This is a genomic window from Nocardioides sp. Leaf374 (genome assembly GCF_916862475.1).
Lineage (GTDB): Bacteria > Actinomycetota > Actinomycetes > Propionibacteriales > Nocardioidaceae > Nocardioides > Nocardioides kribbensis.
In genome coordinates, this window is the sequence record NZ_CAKASO010000062.1 from 1 (window position 1) to 14,264 (window position 14,264).

Annotated in this window: 14 protein-coding genes; 11 read left to right on the plus strand and 3 right to left on the minus strand. The window is 75.2% G+C overall.

The annotated features are described in order from the left end of the window. Positions 1–1,172, plus strand: a 1,172-nt coding sequence (locus LPA27_RS18340; RefSeq protein WP_228943360.1) for a M15 family metallopeptidase, incomplete at its 5' end; no start/stop codon positions are given. A gap of 33 nt (positions 1,173–1,205) precedes the next feature. Here the strand turns inward: LPA27_RS18340 and LPA27_RS18345 are convergent. Next, positions 1,206–2,063 carry an alpha/beta fold hydrolase gene (locus tag LPA27_RS18345; protein ID WP_228943361.1) on the minus strand — a complete coding sequence of 286 codons (858 nt, stop codon included), beginning with the start codon at positions 2,061–2,063 and terminating at the stop codon, positions 1,206–1,208. Positions 2,064–2,155: 92 nt separating this feature from the next. Here LPA27_RS18345 and LPA27_RS18350 point away from each other — a divergent pair, with 92 nt between their 5' ends. Next, complete coding sequence (locus LPA27_RS18350) at positions 2,156–3,121, plus strand: NADPH:quinone oxidoreductase family protein (RefSeq protein WP_228943362.1); 966 nt, start codon at positions 2,156–2,158, stop codon at positions 3,119–3,121. A 46-nt stretch (positions 3,122–3,167) separates the two neighbouring features. On the opposite strand, the gene LPA27_RS18355 is transcribed toward LPA27_RS18350, so the two are convergent. Next, positions 3,168–3,464: a putative quinol monooxygenase gene (locus tag LPA27_RS18355; RefSeq protein ID WP_228943363.1), complete on the minus strand. Its 297-nt coding sequence runs from the start codon at positions 3,462–3,464 to the stop codon at positions 3,168–3,170. A gap of 97 nt (positions 3,465–3,561) precedes the next feature. Between LPA27_RS18355 and LPA27_RS18360 the strand changes: the two genes are divergently transcribed. The 3 genes from LPA27_RS18360 (at position 3,562) to LPA27_RS18370 (ending at position 6,338) form a co-directional block, all read left to right on the plus strand. Next, positions 3,562–3,972, plus strand: a complete 411-nt coding sequence (locus LPA27_RS18360) for a hypothetical protein (RefSeq protein WP_228943364.1) — start codon at positions 3,562–3,564, stop codon at positions 3,970–3,972. A gap of 100 nt (positions 3,973–4,072) precedes the next feature. After that, positions 4,073–6,022, plus strand: coding sequence for a M13 family metallopeptidase (locus LPA27_RS18365; RefSeq protein WP_056865147.1), 1,950 nt, complete (start codon positions 4,073–4,075; stop codon positions 6,020–6,022). 7 nt (positions 6,023–6,029) lie between these two features. Beyond that, the gene (locus tag LPA27_RS18370; RefSeq protein WP_228943370.1) at positions 6,030–6,338 is read left to right on the plus strand and encodes a DUF2470 domain-containing protein; all 309 of its coding nucleotides are present in this window, start codon (positions 6,030–6,032) and stop codon (positions 6,336–6,338) included. 58 nt (positions 6,339–6,396) lie between these two features. Here the strand turns inward: LPA27_RS18370 and LPA27_RS18375 are convergent, their stop codons facing one another. Then, positions 6,397–6,906 (minus strand): hypothetical protein, encoded by a 510-nt coding sequence (locus LPA27_RS18375; protein WP_228943372.1) that lies wholly within the window; start codon positions 6,904–6,906, stop codon positions 6,397–6,399. A gap of 44 nt (positions 6,907–6,950) precedes the next feature. Here LPA27_RS18375 and LPA27_RS18380 point away from each other — a divergent pair, with 44 nt between their 5' ends. The 6 genes from LPA27_RS18380 to LPA27_RS18405 form a co-directional block, all read left to right on the plus strand. After that, entirely contained in the window at positions 6,951–7,139 is a 189-nt protein-coding gene (locus LPA27_RS18380; RefSeq protein WP_193661673.1) for a hypothetical protein, read from the plus strand. Between the two features lie 91 nt (positions 7,140–7,230). Beyond that, complete coding sequence (locus LPA27_RS18385; RefSeq protein WP_056865150.1) at positions 7,231–9,336, plus strand: RecQ family ATP-dependent DNA helicase; 2,106 nt, start codon at positions 7,231–7,233, stop codon at positions 9,334–9,336. Positions 9,337–9,542: 206 nt separating this feature from the next. Further along, the gene (locus LPA27_RS18390) at positions 9,543–10,316 is read left to right on the plus strand and encodes a hypothetical protein (RefSeq protein ID WP_228943374.1); all 774 of its coding nucleotides are present in this window, start codon (positions 9,543–9,545) and stop codon (positions 10,314–10,316) included. Positions 10,317–10,446: 130 nt separating this feature from the next. Further along, positions 10,447–10,995 carry a hypothetical protein gene (locus tag LPA27_RS18395; protein ID WP_228943376.1) on the plus strand — a complete coding sequence of 183 codons (549 nt, stop codon included), beginning with the start codon at positions 10,447–10,449 and terminating at the stop codon, positions 10,993–10,995. A 52-nt stretch (positions 10,996–11,047) separates the two neighbouring features. Beyond that, complete coding sequence (locus LPA27_RS18400; protein ID WP_228943378.1) at positions 11,048–11,914, plus strand: LLM class flavin-dependent oxidoreductase; 867 nt, start codon at positions 11,048–11,050, stop codon at positions 11,912–11,914. 1,263 nt (positions 11,915–13,177) lie between these two features. After that, the coding region (locus LPA27_RS18405; RefSeq protein WP_228943381.1) for a hypothetical protein at positions 13,178–14,264 on the plus strand (1,087 nt) is incomplete at its 3' end.

The following is a 14,264-nucleotide window of genomic DNA, read 5'->3' on the forward strand; positions in this document are numbered from 1 at the left end:
CGACGCCGGCCGGCGCCTCGACGACCGCCGAGCCCGGCGCCGACGCGCCCGGCACCGGCGACGACCGCGCTGACGGCGCAGGTGACGGCGAGGGCTCGAGCGCGGCGCCCGCGCTCGACCCGGCCTTCGCCGTGGAGGCGCCGGGCCCCCTGGAGGGTCCGCCGCAGTACGCCGACATCCTCGTCGTCGCCCAGGACACCATCGACCCCGAGACCGTGGCCGCGATCGACGACCTCGACGACGTCTCGGTGGAGTCGATGTCCCTGGCCCAGGCCAGCATCGAGGGCAAGGTGCTCAACGTCGCGGTCGTCGACCCCGCCAGCTACCGCGCCTGGACCACCCAGCCCAGCCCGGAGGCGCAGGAGGTCTGGGACCGCGTGGCCGCCGGCGAGGTCGCCGTGGCCTCCGACCTGGAGAAGAAGCTGCCCACCGACGACGACGGCTTCCTGCGCCTGGGCAGCGCGGAGGACTCCGAGGAGGTCCACGTCGGGGCCTTCGCGCCCCAGATCCCCAACGCCGTCGACGCGGTCGTCAACGAGAAGTGGGGCGCCGCGATCGGCGCCAAGCCGGCCAACGCCCTGCTCGTCTCGACCGGCACCACCGCCCCCGACCGGGTGGTGGGACCGCTGCAGCGGATGCTCCCGGGGCAGACGTCGATCCAGCGCCTCGACGTCGTGGCGACCCTGGGCCTCGACATCGACGCCGCCCAGACCGCCTTCGTGGTCGGCGCCGTCGCCGACGCGGTCGGCACCTTCAACTACACCGTCATCGGCGGCGGGCGCATCGCCCCCGAGCCGTCGTGGGTCTCCAGCCACATCGTCACCGCCGACGTGCCGATCCTCGGCTCGGTGACCTGCAACAAGGCGATCATCCCGCAGCTCACCGCGGCCCTGCGCGAGGTCGTCGAGCGCGGCCTGGGCGACGCGATCATCCCGGGGCAGTACGGCGGCTGCTACTACCCCCGCTTCATCGCCGGGTCGACCACCCTGTCCAACCACTCCTTCGGCCTGGCCCTCGACTTCAACGTGCCGGGCAACCTGCGCGGCACCGTCGGCGAGATCGACCGCGGGGTCGTCGACATCTTCAAGAAGTGGGGCTTCGCCTGGGGCGGCGACTGGGGCTACACCGACCCCATGCACTTCGAGGCCAACCGGATCGTCGACCCGCGCTGAGCCCCGACCGGCGGGTGCCGCCGCTCAGCCCGCTCAGTGGCCGAGCAGGGCCTCGCGCACGGCGGTAGCGGCCATCGCCATGGTGGTGCGGGCCCGGGCGGGGTCGTCGGTGAGGAAGTAGTGGTCGACCCCGGGGGTCACGTCGTGCACGACCGGCACCCCGGCCTCGCGCAGCCGCTGGGCGAAGCGGTCGCCGTCGCGGCGCAGCGTGTCGCGCTCGGCGGTCATCACCACCGCCGGGGGCAGCCCGGCCAGGTCGGGGGCCAGCAGGGGCGAGGCGTACGCCGCCGAGCGCGTGGCCGGGTCGGGGAAGTAGACGCGCCGCACCAGCGCGCGCAGCGAGGGCGAGATCATGCCCGCGCCGGTGGGCAGGTCGCCGGCCAGGTCGAGGGCCGGCACGCCGAGCAGCTGCAGGCGCGGGGTGAAGGAGCCGGTGTCGCGGGCCATCAGGCACACCGCCGCGGCCATGCCGCCGCCGGAGGAGAAGCCGCCGACCGACACGGGGTCGCCGCCGTCGGCGACCCAGGCGGCCACGTCGTGGCTCTCCTCCTGGGCCACGGGGTAGGTGACGTAGGGGCCGGTGCGGAAGTCGACGTTGAGCACGCGCACGCCGGCGGTGGCGGCGAGGTAGCGGCACCACCAGTCGTCCATCGCGGCGTGGCGCATCAGCCACGCCCCGCCGTGGAGGTGCACGTGCGCGGGGCCCGACCCGTGCGTGGCCGCGGGCGCGACGTACTCCATAACGCGGACGTCGCCGTGACGCGTCGGCACGCGCAGGCGGGTCGGGGCGGGCAGGTCGGAGCCGGCGAAGCGCAGGTCCTCGCCGTAGCGCACCGTCCAGCGGGCCGTCGCGTGCATGAGCGTGGCCTGGACGCGGTCGGCGAGCCTCATGGGGGTGCTTCGACGCCGCGGGCGTGACGGATGGCACAGCGATGGGCGCGGCGATGGGCACCGGGGTCGGCACGGGTGGCTACGGTGCCCCCATGCGCGCAGTCCAGGTCGTCGACACCACCGGTCCCACCCACCTCGAGATCCGCGACGTCGCCGAGCCGACGCCCGGGCCCGACGACGTGCTGGTGGAGGTGCACACGGTCGGCATCTCCTTCCCCGACCTGCTGCTGAGCCGCGGGGAGTACCAGCTCAAGCCCGAGCCGCCCTTCACCCTCGGCGTCGACTTCGCCGGCGTCGTCGTCTCCGGGCCCGAGGGCTACGAGCCCGGCACCCGGGTGGCCGGCGTCGGGCCCTACGGCGGCGCCGCCGAGCTGGTCGCCAGCCCCGCGATCTTCACCTTCCCCGTGCCCGACGAGGTCTCCTTCGACGAGGCCGCGGCGCTGCCGATGAACTACCTCACCGCGCAGTTCGCCCTCGACGAGCGCGGTGGCCTCCGGGCCGGGGAGACCGTGCTGGTCCACGGCGCCGCCGGCGGGGTCGGCACCGCGACGATCCAGGTGGCCAAGGGCATGGGCGCCCGCACCATCGCGGTGGTCTCGACCGAGGAGAAGGCCGCCGTCGCCCGCGCCGCCGGCGCCGACGAGGTCGTGCTGCTCGACGGGTTCAAGGACGCCGTGCAGGAGCTCACCGGCGGCGCAGGGGTCGACGTGGTGGTGGACGTCGTCGGCGGCGACGTCTTCACCGACTCCCTGCGCCTGCTCGGCGCCCAGGGCCGCCTGCTCGTGGTCGGCTTCGCCGCCGGCCAGGGCATCCCCCAGGTCAAGGTCAACCGGCTGCTGCTCAACAACACCGACGTCCGCGGCGTCGGCTGGGGCGCCTACGCGATGAGCCGCCCCGGTTACATGCACCAGCAGTGGGAGAAGCTCGCCCCGATGATGGCCTCGGGCGTGGTCAAGCCTCCCGTGGGCGCGACCTACGCCCTCGAGGACTTCGGCCGGGCGCTCGTCGACATGGACGAGCGCCGCACCCTGGGCAAGTCGGTCGTGCGGATGCGCTGAGGCCCGCCCGCCTGTCGGTGGCCGGTGACCGGCCGTCGGCCGCGGGTCAGGCCAGCGGGGTCAGCGGGTGGATGGCCACCTCGCCGACGAGCGCCGCACCGAGCACCTCGAAGGCGCGCGCGATGTGGGCGGTCTGCATGTGGGCGTCGAGGTCGGCCTGGCTGCGCCAGGTCTCGACGGTGACGAAGACACCGGGGGCGGTGGTCGACTCGTAGGCGGCGTAGGCCAGGCAGCCGTCCTCGGCGCGCGTGGCGGTGACCAGCTCGGCCAGCCCGGCCTGCACCGCCTCACGGTGGGCGGGGTCGGTGGGGATGGTGGCGACGACCTGCAGCTCGGAGCTCATGCCCGGACCGTACTCCCGCGCGACACCGCCCTCGGCGCGTCGCGGCTCCGCGTGCCGCCGGGGCGCGGGCGGACGGGGCCCGCGAGATGATGGGGCCATGACCCACGACGACGGCCACGACCACGCCGCGCACCACCAGCACCAGCACCAGCACCAGGACCACGCCCACGACCACGACCAGCCCGGTCCCGTCGCCGACCTGGGCGACGAGGAGCGGATCCGCCGGGCGGGCCACATCATCCTCGACGGCGTCACCGCGGCCGACGCGCAGGGCGTCGACCCCGACGTCGACCCGATGGAGCTGGCCTTCTCCCACCTGCTGGAGATCGAGGCGATCGCGCTGGCCTTCGACGAGGCGGCCGAGGAGGTCGAGCTCGACATCTCGCCGCTGATGGGCGGGGTGATGCTCGTCGTCCGCCGTCTCGTCGCCGAGCTCGCCGTGCGCGAGGGCGTGAGCCAGGAGAGCGTCGTGATGGCCGTGCGCGCCGCGATCGACGACGCGGTCTGACCAGGCCGAGCGCCCGCGGCGACCGCCCGGCGGCCCCCGGGCGGGCACGACCCGCGCCGGTCGCGTGCCCGCGGTCGGGGCGCCCGGCTAGGGTCGCTGCGTGAGCATCCTCGACGACGCCCGCGCGGGCATGGACCCTGCCACCCGCCCCCAGGACGACCTCTTCGGCCACGTCAACGGCCGGTGGCTGGAGGAGACCGAGATCCCCTCCGACCGCTCCAGCTGGGGGCCGTTCGTGCAGCTGGCCGACGCGGCCGAGCAGCACGTGCGCACGATCGTGGAGGAGCTGGCCGCGGGCGAGCCCCGCGACGACGACGCCCGCAAGATCGGCGCCCTCTACGCCTCCTTCATGGACACCGAGACCATCGCCGCCCGCGGCACCCGCCCGATCCAGCCGCTCGTCGACGCGGTCGCCGGCCTGCGCGACGTGCGTGACCTCGCCGCCTTCCTCGGCGAGTTCGAGCGGATCGGCGGCCACGGCCTCTTCGGGTCCTACGTCGACACCGACAGCCGCGACTCCGACCGCTACCTCTTCCACCTGGGCCAGGGCGGTCTCGGCCTGCCCGACGAGTCCTACTACCGCGACGAGAAGTTCGCCGAGACCCGCGAGAAGTACGTCGCCTACCTCACCCGCCTGCTCGGCCTGGTCGGTCACGCCGACCCCGCCGGCGCCGCGGCGACCGTGCTGGCGGTCGACACCCGCATCGCCGCCGGCCACTGGGAGCGCGCCGAGACCCGCGACGTGCAGAAGACCTACAACCTGCTCACCCACGACGACCTCCTGGCGCTGTGCCCGGCCTTCGACTGGGACGCCTACGTCACCAACCTCGCCGGCCCCGGCATCGACCAGGCCCTCGTGCTGGCCGAGGTCTGCGTGCGCCAGCCCTCGTTCTTCGAGCACCTCTCCTCGGTGCTGACCGAGGTCGACCTCGACGACTGGCGCCCGTGGCTGCTCACGCACGTGCTGCGCTCGGCCGCGCCGTACCTCACCGACGAGTTCGTGGAGGCCAACTTCGACTTCTACGGTCGCACCCTCAACGGCACGCCCGAGCTGCGGGCGCGCTGGAAGCGCGGCATCGCGCTGGTCGAGGGCGCGATCGGCGAGGCGGTGGGCAAGGAGTACGTCGCACGCCACTTCCCGCCGGCCTCCAAGGCGATGATGGACGACCTGGTCGCCAACCTGCTCGCGGCCTATCGCGAGTCGATCGCGGCGCTGGACTGGATGACCGAGGAGACCAAGGAGCGGGCCTACGAGAAGCTCGCGACCTTCCGGCCCAAGATCGGCTACCCCGACCGCTTCCGCGACTACTCCCGTCTCCAGGTCACCCCCGACGACCTCATGGGCAACGTCGCCGCCACGTCGGCCTTCCAGACCGACCGCGAGCTGGGCAAGCTCGGCGGGCCGGTCGACCGCGACGAGTGGTTCATGCTGCCGCAGACCGTCAACGCCTACTACAACCCCGGCACCAACGAGATCTGCTTCCCCGCGGGCATCCTGCAGAAGCCGTTCTTCAGCCCCGACGCCCACCCGGCGGAGAACTACGGCGGCATCGGCGCGGTCATCGGTCACGAGATCGGCCACGGCTTCGACGACCAGGGGGCGCAGTACGACGGCGCCGGCAACCTCAACGACTGGTGGACCGCCGACGACAAGGCCGCCTTCGAGGTCAAGTCGCAGGCGCTGGTCGAGCAGTACGCCGCCTTCGAGCCGCGCGCCCTGCCGGGTGAGAAGGTCAACGGCTCGCTCACCGTCGGCGAGAACATCGGCGACCTGGGCGGCCTGACCATCGGCCACAAGGCCTACGTCATCTCCACCGGCGGCGCGGCCAGCGTCGAGGACCGCGAGCGGCTCTTCCTCAACTGGGCCTTTGTCTGGCGCACCAAGCGTCGCGTGGAGCAGGAGCGGCAGTACCTCACCATCGACCCGCACTCCCCGCCGGAGTTCCGTGCCAACATCGTGCGCAACCTCGACGAGTTCCACGAGGTCTTCGGGACCCGCGAGGGCGACGGGCTGTGGCTCGACCCCGCCGACCGGGTCAGGATCTGGTGAGCCGGCCGTGACCTCCGGGCCCGGGGCCTCGGACGGCGGCCTCGGCGAGGAGGTCGTCGACGCCGTGCTCGCACACATGAACGACGACCACGCCGAGGACTCGCTGCGGATCGTGCGCGCCCACGGCTACCCCGCGGCCACGTCGGCAGAGATGACCTCGGTCGACGCCCACGGCGGCACCTGGCACGTCGTCGACGCCACGGGGGAGGCCTCGCTGCGGGTGGCCTGGCCCGGCGGCCCGGTCACCGAGCGGGCGCAGCTGCGACGCGAGGTCGTCGCGCTGCACGAGGCCGCCCGGGCCGCCCTGGGCGGCTGAGCCGGAGCGCGGCGGCGTACGACGGCCCGCTGCGGCAGGGCGGCCGGCGGGTTGCGGCTCAGAACGTGCCGGCGCGGAACTCCTGCCACCAGCGGCGCTCGTGCTCGTCGGCGAAGAGCTGCGCGCCGCGGTGCTCGACCTCGGGGTCGAGTCGTCGGGCGAGCGGCTCGAGGTCGCCGACGTAGGACCGCGAGACCGGGAAGACCACCTCACGCCCCTCCGGGTCGGTGCCCCACAGCGTGATCGTCAGGGCGTAGGGCTCGCGCTTGACCCGCACCCGGGTGACGTCGGCGTAGGCGATCCGGTGGGCCACCCGACCACCGAGGGTGCGCGTGACCGCGTCGGGACCGACGTGGACCCGGACCCGCAGCAGTCCACGGGCCAGCAGCAGCGGTCCCGCGACGAGGACGAGAGCCATGCCGAGGCCCAGCACGGACGATCCCACCGACCCGTCCACGGCGCGCAGCAGCACGAGTGCCGTGGGCACGGCCAGCACCACCGCCCCCGCCACGAGCGACAGGGCCAGGGCCGTGGACCGGGGCAGGGGCGTCCCGAGGTCAGGGTTCATGCGGCCACCCTCGGGGCCAGGTAGCCACGGGGTGCCGGACGTTCATGAAGGGTCTCTCGGCTTCCCTCGACAGGTTCGCCGACCTCGTCGGAGAGATCAGTCCCGCGATGAAGTCGGCCACCACGGTGATCTCGGAATACGTCGTGAAGGGAGCCTCCCTCCCCGTCGACGCCGGCCTCACACTGAGCTTCTCGATGGGCAAGGGGGTCACCGGGGGCGACCACGACCTCTGAGTCGCGGGCCGCGGGCCCGGGGGTGCGCCGGGCGGACGGGCCTGTGGACGGCGGCCCCCGGGCCGTCGGCGGACGCTGGTAGACAGGCCGCATGAGCGCAGCAGCCACCGAGGCCACCCCCGCCGAGGTCCGTCACGAGGCCGAGGCCCACCTGCGTGCCCTGGTCGGCCGCGACGACGCCGTCCTGCGCGAGGACCAGTGGTCGGCCATCGAGGCGCTCGCGGTCCACCGCCGGCGCGCGCTGGTGGTGCAGCGCACCGGTTGGGGCAAGTCGGCGGTCTACTTCGTGTCCACCCTGCTGCTGCGCTCGCGCGGCGCCGGGCCCACGGTGATCGTCAGCCCGCTGCTGGCCCTCATGCGCAACCAGATCGCCGCCGCCGAGCGCGCCGGCATCCGCGCGGTGACCATCAACTCCACCAACATCGGCGACTGGGAGCCGATCCACGACGCGATCAACGCCGGCGAGGTCGACGTCCTGCTCGTCAGCCCCGAGCGGCTCAACAACCCCGGCTTCCGCGACGAGGTGCTGCCCCGGCTGGCCGCCACCGCCGGCCTGCTGGTGGTCGACGAGGCCCACTGCATCTCCGACTGGGGCCACGACTTCCGCCCCGACTACCGCCGCATCCGCACGATGCTCGACGACCTGCCCGAGGGCATCCCGGTGCTCGCCACCACGGCGACGGCCAACGAGCGCGTCACCGAGGACGTCCAGCAGCAGCTGGGCCGCGACGTGCTCGTGCTGCGCGGCTCGCTCGACCGCGAGTCGCTGCGCCTGGGGGTCGTGCGGCTGCCGACCGCCGACCAGCGGCTGGCCTGGCTGGCCGACCACCTCGCCGAGCAGCCCGGGTCGGGCATCGTCTACTGCCTCACCGTGGCGGCCACCCAGGAGATCGCCGACTACCTGCGCTCGCGCGGCCACGAGGTCGCGGCGTACTCCGGTCAGACCGAGCCCACCGAGCGCCAGGCCCTCGAGGGCGACCTGATCGCCGGCAAGGTCAAGGCGCTCGTGGCCACCAGCGCGCTCGGCATGGGCTTCGACGCCACGCTCGGCTTCGTGGTCAACATGGGCGCGCCGTCCTCGCCGGTGTCGTACTACCAGCAGGTCGGCCGCGCCGGGCGCGGCACGAGCGAGGCCACCGTGGTGCTCCTGCCCGCCACCGAGGACCGCGACATCTGGGCCTACTTCGCCTCCCTCGCCTTCCCCCGCGAGGAGCTGGTGCGTCAGACCCTGGAGGTGCTGGCGCAGGAGGGCCGGCCGATCAGCACCGCCGCGCTCGAGCCGCGCGTGGAGCTCAACCGCACCCGCCTGGAGACGATGCTCAAGGTCCTCGACGTCGACGGCGCCGTGCGCCGGGTGCGCGGGGGCTGGGAGTCGACGGGGCAGGAGTGGAGCTACGACGAGGAGCGCTACGCCCGCGTGCGCGAGGCCCGCGAGCGCGAGCAGCGGGCGATGCTGGACTACCTCGACACCGATCGCTGCCGCATGTGGTTCCTGCGCGACCAGCTCGACGACCCGGCCGCCGAGCCCTGCGGTCGCTGCGACAACTGCGGCGGGCTGACCCTGTCGAGCGCGGTGTCGCAGGCCGCGGTTGAGGAGGCCCAGCAGCGCCTGGCCCGGCCCGGCGTGCCGATCGCGCCGCGCAAGATGTGGCCGGTGGGCATGGACCGCCTCGGCGTCGAGCTCAAGGGCAAGATCGCCGCCGCGGCCGAGGAGGGCCGCGCGGTCGCGCGGCTCACCGACCTCGGCTACGGCCAGGCCCTGCGCGAGCTGTTCCGCCCCGAGACCCCCGACGGGCCGGTGCCGGTGCCCCTGGTGCGCGCCGTGGTGGAGGTGCTGGGCGACTGGCGGCCCCCGGTGGACGGCATCGTCGTGGTCGAGTCGGCCACCCGCCCGACGCTGACCGCCGACCTCGCCGACGGCCTCTCGCGCTACCTGCAGGTGCCGGTGCTCGGGCGCTGGGCCGTGGTCGACCCCGACGTCGCGCCCGGCAAGGGCTCCATGAACTCCGCCCAGCGCGTCGCCGCCGTCGGGCGCCGCAGCGCCCTGGAGGCCGAGCCGGGCGCGCTCGAGGGTCGATCCGTCCTGCTCGTCGACGACCTCGTCGCCACCGGCTGGAGCCTCACCCTCGCCGCCCGGGCGATCCGCGGCGCCGGCGCCGCCGCCGTCCACCCGCTCACGCTGGCCGCACAGGCCTAGGCACACCCCGGGCCCGCCCAGCTCCCGATCCCGCCCGGGGCATGGCCCGCCCAGCCCCCGATCCCGCCCGGGCCGCTGCCCCGGGCGGCGAGCCCGCGTGGTCGTGACCCGCCGGTGACTGCGGGGCACTACCGTCACCGGGCATGACCCCGCGACCCACCGGCCCCCGCAGGACGAGCCGCGCTCGGCGTCGAGGCGAGGGATCGGTGGGCCGCGGACCTCGGCGGGCCGCCGAGGCGACGCGACCGGGGCCGGCCCTCACCGGGCGTGACGGCGCCCCGCGGAGAGGCTGGTCCGTCGCGGTCGCGACGCTGTCCCTGGCCCTGACCGTGTCGCTGGCGGCCTGCGCGGGCGGCGGCGCCGGCCCCGCCGACCGCTCCGACGACGAGCGCCCCACCTCCGAGTCGACGACCTCCCGCGCCCTCGCCGCTGCGGTCATCGACCACGTCGGCCAGTCGGCGTCGGCCGCGGCGCCGCTCTTCCGCCGCGACGGGGTGCCGAGCAGCGCCCTCGGGGTGGAGGTGGCCTTCCCCGACGACCGCGGGATCAGCACCCACGTCAGGGTCGTGGTCAGCCGGCGCGCCGAGGCCTTCGAGCGTTTCACGTGCAACAGCCGGGCCACGCGGTTCGCCGCCGGCTGCGAGGAGTCGAGCCCCGGGGGAGTGCGCACCGCGCTCAGCTGGGAGGCGGGCTACCCCGAGGAGGACCCCGGCTACCTCAGCGTCGCGAGCCTGCACGACGGCTGGATCGTCACGGTGGGCACCTACGGACCGTTCCTCCAGGAGGACCTGGGCGACGAGCGGGCCCTGGCCGACCGGTTGGTCGCCCTCGCGGCCGACCCCGCGGTCGGCTACCGCACCAGCGCGTCCTACGTCGAGGCCGGCGCGGCGATCGGCGACGACGTGTGGCTCGACTACTACGGGCAGGGCAACGGCTACCCGCCGCCGCCCGAGCTCGAGAACGCCGGCGCCACCGGCTGACCGGCCCCGTCGACCGGGCGACCCCGCGGCGAGCGGCCGACCCGGACGCCCGGCCCCGGCAGCGGGAGGCGGCGGGCCAGCCGTGCGGCGTGTCGCGTGACGCCGGGCCGTCGGTGTGGGAGCAAGGACCATGCGCCTCCTCCCCGCGGCTGCGGCCGCCGCCCTCGTCCTCGGGGTCGCAGCCCCGCTCGCCCTCACCTCCCCGGCGTCGGCCGCCACGGTGGTCGTCACCGACGCGACCGGTGACGCAGGCGGCGCCAAGCGGCTCGACGTGACCCGGGTCAAGGTCGCCAACGACGACCGCCGCGTCGTCGTGCGCACGACCTTCGCCGCCGACCGGTCCGGGGTGCTGGTCGTGAGCCTGGACCCTCGCGGCGACACCGGGCTGAGGCTGGTCGCCCGCAAGAACGGCAGCGGTGACGTGAGCGCCGAGGTCGTGGAGGGCGCCTTCACCGACCGCGAGCCCACCGAGGCGCCGCTGGAGTGCGACGGGCTGCGGCTGCGCTGGGCCGACGACGTCGCGCGGCTGACGATGCCCTCGACGTGCCTGCACGACGGCGACTACGGCGCCGTCCGGTTCTCCGTGCTCACCGAGCGCGCGGGCGGCGGCGACTCCGACGAGGCGCCGCAGACCGCGCAGGGCGAGATCGGGAGCTCGGTCTGGATCCCGCGCGGCTGACACGGGCCGCCGCCCCGACCGGGCGGGGGCTCCAGCCCCTAGAGTCGCGGGCATGCGCTTCGGACTGACGATCCTGCCCGAGCTGCCTTGGGCGCAGTCGCGCCCGCGGTGGGAGGCCGCCGAGGCCATGGGCTTCGACCACGCCTGGACCTACGACCACCTCGTGTGGGGCGGTCTGCCGGAGTCGCCGTGGTACGGCACGACCCCGACCCTCACCGCGGCCGCCCTGGTCACCGAGCGGATCGGCCTGGGCACCTTCGTCTCCTCGCCCAACTTCCGCCACCCGGTGGCCCTGCACCGCGACGTGCAGTCGCTCGACGACGTGTCGGGCGGCCGCTTCCTGCTCGGCGTCGGCACGGGGGGCGACCTCGACTCGCGCATCCTCGGCGGCGAGGAGCTCAGCACCCGGGAGCGGGTCGACCGGTTCCAGGAGTTCGTCGAGCTGCTGGTGCGGCTGCGCACCGAGGACCACGTCGACGCCGACGGCCGGTGGTTCTCCGCGCGCGACGCCCGCACGCTGCCACCGCTGCGCGACGTGCCCCTTGTGGTGGCCGCCAACGGCCCCCGCTCGCTGCGCTTCGCCGCCCGCACCGGCGACGCGTGGGTCACCACGGGTCCGCGCGTGGACACCCTCGACGCGTGGTTCGACGGCCTCGACCAGGCACGGCGGACCCTCGAGGAGGCGCTGGTCGAGCACGGTCGCGACCCCGCCGAGGTGCCGCGCTACCTCAACCTCGACTCGGCACCGCAGTTCTCGCTGGAGAGCGCCGGCGTCTTCACCGACATGACGGGGCGGGCCGCAGCGCTCGGCTTCACCGACGTCATCACGCACTGGCCCCGCCCCGACGGCCCCTACGCCGGCGACGAGGCGGTCCTCGAGCAGGTGGCCGCCGACGTGCTGCCGGCCCTGCGCGGCTGACCCTCGGCATGGGCGGTGCGGTCGGTGCGGTCGGTGCGGTCGTCGCGCTCGTGGCCCGGGGCCCGGCCCACGGCCCGCCCTGCCCGGCCTGACCGGTCGCGCCCGGCGGTGCGGCGCAGCCGCGGACCCCGGGTCGTCCGCGCCGCGGTGGGGCCGACGCTGGAGGAGCGCGTCGGGTTGGTCGGACGTTCGTTCATCCTGGGACGTGCGGGCCCGGGGTCGTCCGCGCCACGGTGTCGCCGACGTTGGAGGAGTGCCGCGGGTTGGTCGAACGTTCGTCCGACCCGGGACGTGCGGGCCCCAGGTCGTCCGCGCCACGGTGTCGCCGACGTTGGAGGAGTGCCGCGGGTTGGTCGAACGTTCGTTCACCCCGGGACGTGCGGGTCTCGGGTCGTCCGCGCCACGGTGTCGCCGACGCTGGAGGAGTGCGTCGGGATGGTCGGACGTTCGTTCAACCTGGGACGTGCGGGCCCGGGGTCGTCCGCGCCACGGTGTCGCCGACGTTGGAGGAGTGCCGCAGGTTGGTCGAACGTTCGTTCAACCCGGGACGTGCGGGCCCCGGGTCGTCCGCGCCACGGCGTCGCCGACGGTCGAGGAGTGCGTCGGGTTGATCGAACGTTCGTTCAACCTCAGGACGTGTCGCGGCCCGGCGGTGTCGGCGGGCAGGCCGAGGACTCGGGCGACGGTGCCGCCCGGGACACCTGCGGTCCACGGCGCCGCGCGGGCACCCTGCGAGGTGGCGCCGAGAGCGGGGCGGCGGGGGCAGGGCCGCGAAGAACGCTGCGGAGGTAAAGAGCCGGCCCCTAGGCTGCCGGGATGACGCAGCCCCCCGACGCCGGGCCCCCCACCGGCCCCCCTCCCGCCAGTCCGCGCCCGTCCGGTCCGTCTGCCCCCGTGCCGCCTGCCCCCGTGCCGCCTGCCCCGGTGCCGCCTGCCCCCGTGCCGCCTGCCCCCGTGCCGGTCCCGGCGGACCCGCCTCCGTCCGGGCCCCCGCCGGCGGGGTCCGCCGCCCCGGGGCCGACCGGGCCCCGGCCGAGCGCCCCGCCGCCGAGCGTGCCGCTGCCGAGCGTGCCGCCGAGCGCCCCGCCGAGCGCGCCGCAGCCGAGCGCGCCGCCGAGCGCCCCGGCGTCGGCGGCGTACCCCGGTCCTGGCGCGGGTGGCGGACACCCGGGCGGACCCGGGCAGCCGCCCGGCCCGTCGCTGCTCGACCGGCTGCACACCGACAGCCCGCTGGACCCGGAGCGCGCTGCGGTCGGGCTCGGGGTGGCATTGCTGTCGACCGCGGTGGCGCTGTCGACGCTCTACTCCCGCTTCGACGGGGAGCTCGACTGGTCCAACTACGTCGTCGGCCTGCTCGCGACGCTCGGTCTGCTGGGCGTCGCCGCCCTCGGCGTGGTGACCAGCCGCGCGGGTGCCGCCACGGCCGGCTCGGGCGCGGGCCTCCCCGGGGGGACCGGTGCGCCCGCGGTCCCGGGGTCCGCTCACGGCCGCCCGGTCGGCGCGAGCCCGACCGGCCCGGTGTCCGGCCCGGTGGCTGTCCCGGCGAGCGGCTCGGCCGGCGGCGGCGCCGACGACCGGCGCGACCGCCACGACCTGGTCTCCTGGCCGGGTGCCTTCGGTGCCCTCGCGGCGGCTCTGATGGTGGGCGTCGCGCTCGACGACAGCGACGCGACGCTCTACCTCGCGGGTCTCGCCGCGGTGCTCCTCGCCGCCGGCGGCTACGTGCTGACCCGCCGGGCGCCCTTCGTGGTCGTGGCCGTGCTGGGGCTCTTCGTCGTCTACGGCCAGCTCGTCGACGACGTGCTCGGCACCTCCGACAGCGGCGACGACCTGGGCGCGGTCGGCCCCGCCGTCGCGCTGCTGCTCTTCGCCGTGCTGGTCACCGCCGGCGGCTGGCTGCTGCCCACGCGGGCGCTCAGCGGCGTGGTGGTCGGGGCGCTCACGGTCGTCGGCTACGCCACGCTCACCGGGGTGCTGGCCGTCACCGGCTTCTTCGAGCGGGCGCTGGCCGGCTTCAGCCTGGAGGACCCGGCCCAGCCCCTGCCCGACGTCGACCGCTTCGACGACGACGCCTGGGTGGTCCTCGTGCTGGCCCTGCTGCTCATGCTCGGGTGGTCGGCCTGCGCCGCGCTCACCCGCCACGTGGGCTTCCGCGTGCTGGTGGTGGCCATGGCCGTGACCGTCACCCCGCTGGCGACGATCGTGCTGGCCGTCGAGCACCCCACCTGGTGGGGCGTCGTCCTGGGCGCGCTCGGCGGGGCGCTGCTGGTGCTGGTCGTGCTGCGCGTCGACCGGTTCGGCTCGCGCAGCGTGCTGCTGACCGGCGCCGTCGTACTCTCCGCGGCCCAGG

Excerpts from the sequence above, each read along its gene's own strand:
- LPA27_RS18345 (WP_228943361.1), bottom strand. The coding sequence starts at position 2,063 with ATGAGGCTCGCCGACCGCGTCCAGGCCACGCTCATGCACGCGACGGCC.
- LPA27_RS18350 (WP_228943362.1), top strand. The coding sequence starts at position 2,156 with ATGCGCGCAGTCCAGGTCGTCGACACCACCGGTCCCACCCACCTCGAG.
- LPA27_RS18355 (WP_228943363.1), bottom strand. The coding sequence starts at position 3,464 with ATGAGCTCCGAGCTGCAGGTCGTCGCCACCATCCCCACCGACCCCGCC.
- LPA27_RS18360 (WP_228943364.1), top strand. The coding sequence starts at position 3,562 with ATGACCCACGACGACGGCCACGACCACGCCGCGCACCACCAGCACCAG.
- LPA27_RS18375 (WP_228943372.1), bottom strand. The coding sequence starts at position 6,906 with ATGAACCCTGACCTCGGGACGCCCCTGCCCCGGTCCACGGCCCTGGCC.
- LPA27_RS18380 (WP_193661673.1), top strand. The coding sequence starts at position 6,951 with ATGAAGGGTCTCTCGGCTTCCCTCGACAGGTTCGCCGACCTCGTCGGA.
- LPA27_RS18385 (WP_056865150.1), top strand. The coding sequence starts at position 7,231 with ATGAGCGCAGCAGCCACCGAGGCCACCCCCGCCGAGGTCCGTCACGAG.
- LPA27_RS18395 (WP_228943376.1), top strand. The coding sequence starts at position 10,447 with ATGCGCCTCCTCCCCGCGGCTGCGGCCGCCGCCCTCGTCCTCGGGGTC.
- LPA27_RS18400 (WP_228943378.1), top strand. The coding sequence starts at position 11,048 with ATGCGCTTCGGACTGACGATCCTGCCCGAGCTGCCTTGGGCGCAGTCG.